The organism is Pradoshia sp., assembly GCF_051873915.1.
Classification (GTDB): Bacteria; Bacillota; Bacilli; order Bacillales; family Pradoshiaceae; genus Pradoshia.
This window is the reverse complement of the sequence record NZ_JBJEFJ010000148.1, coordinates 1-1,558: the sequence shown is the minus strand read 5'-3', so window position 1 is coordinate 1,558 and position 1,558 is coordinate 1. Positions and strand designations below refer to the sequence as shown.

The 1,558-nt window shown below is 44.3% G+C and carries 2 protein-coding genes; both read right to left on the bottom strand.

The features are described from left to right. Positions 1-91: 91 nt before the first annotated feature. On the bottom strand, positions 92-688 hold the full coding sequence (locus ACI35L_RS13310) for a replication-relaxation family protein (protein WP_439803087.1): 597 nt from the start codon (positions 686-688) through the stop codon (positions 92-94). Continuing rightward, on the bottom strand, positions 630-1,558 hold a 929-nt coding region (locus ACI35L_RS13305; protein WP_439803086.1), incomplete at its 5' end, for an FtsK/SpoIIIE domain-containing protein. The genes ACI35L_RS13310 and ACI35L_RS13305, both read right to left, overlap by 59 nt.

Sequence of the window (1,558 nt, the reverse complement as noted above, 5' to 3'; positions counted from 1 at the left end):
CAATAGAGGAGCTAGAATTAACCTAGCCCCTCTTTTTTTATATACTTATGTTACCTATGAGCCTCCATACGTTATATAAGTATATAAAAGACTATAACCCCTTGAATATCAAGGCTTCTCCCCTCCCTTTCATCCACCCTTCAAACTTCCTTTTGCGGTCCTCGGTTGTGGTGAAGATGAATAGCTTTTGCGATGGCCGCAGCAGGGATAAATACATTTCAATCTTCTTTCGGTTGTCAGCCATATCCCGAATGTTGTCTATCTCGATTAAATGGAGGTATCCATTTTTGGAGAAAGCGGCATCTGCGATCACTTTCTTTTTCGCCAGTTTTAACCCGCCCAGCTGCAAGCCAGTAATCTTCGTTTCTTCCTCTAAGGTATACTCCCGTTTCCAATCTAATGGACATCTGAAATAGAGATAGGCTTCATTTGCGAGCAGGGTATGTTCAATAAGGGAATTCTTTTTGACCTCCTTCTTGCTGCCGATGAGATCACGCCCCTCTTTATTCAGATAAATAACTTTCTCCTTATTGTGGTATGTCTCATGTATATAAGGAGACAATTGTTTCACCACACGGCAGGCGTTCCGGTAACTCTTCAAGTCGTGAATCTGCTGCAGGTGCTTGATTTTACACATCCCCAATGTGTCTATCGTCATTAACAGACTTTCTAGCCTTTCTTGTCTCATCTTCTCTATCCTCCAATTGCTTAATCATGTAGGCATCGTCAATGTACGGTACTTGTATGACCCGATTCTTCTCTACTTTATATATGGCCCTGCCTGGGATACTCGGCAAATCCTCTGCCCCTATTTCATCCAGGATGACACGGCTGGCGATTTGTGCTGCAGCAATAAAACTGATTCGGGTAACAATATTCATCTTCACTTGCATAGGGACCGCCTCTTTTGTGGGATACTGTGTACAGTAAAGGAGCCGCAACCCTAAACCTCCACCTATCCGGCTTATCTCAGAGAGGGCAGCCTGACAAAACTTCGCATACTTCCGCCCCTCTCCTTCGATGATATTGGGAGAAAGTTCGGCTCCTTCATCCACGATCACGAAGGTTCTTTTCTGTATCGGGGTATCGACTATATTGGTGTATCCCTCTTTTCGGAATTGTTTCTCCCTCTTCTTCAAGTCCTTCACAATGTGGTCCAGCACCTCGGCCGCCTCAAATACATCACTCGCCACTGCCTTTACTTGTGGTAATCTGGCATACTTTCCGAACTCTAGCCCGCCCTTCAAGTCGAGGAAATAAAACTCTGCATTAGCTGGTTGGTTCATGAGGATGGAGTGAAACACATTCTTGATAAACACAGTCTTTCCAAAGCGTGTAACGCCACCACAGAGCATGTGCGGGTACTTCTCAAAGTCATGGTAAAGTAACCCTGTGTGGTTCTTTCCTATCGGTGTAAGCCATGTATGAGGCTTGAGAAGTGTATCGTCATAATCCCATTTCTCCGGCAGGGTATTCTCGAATACATTTATCTTCAGCAAGCCATCAAACTCGATTTCCACATCCTTATTTAATCCATCCTTTATGACTGGCTTAAACG

What these genes read in the sequence shown, in the direction of transcription:
- ACI35L_RS13310 (WP_439803087.1), bottom strand. Translation starts at nt 688, where the DNA reads ATGAGACAAGAAAGGCTAGAAAGTCTGTTAATGACGATAGACACATTG.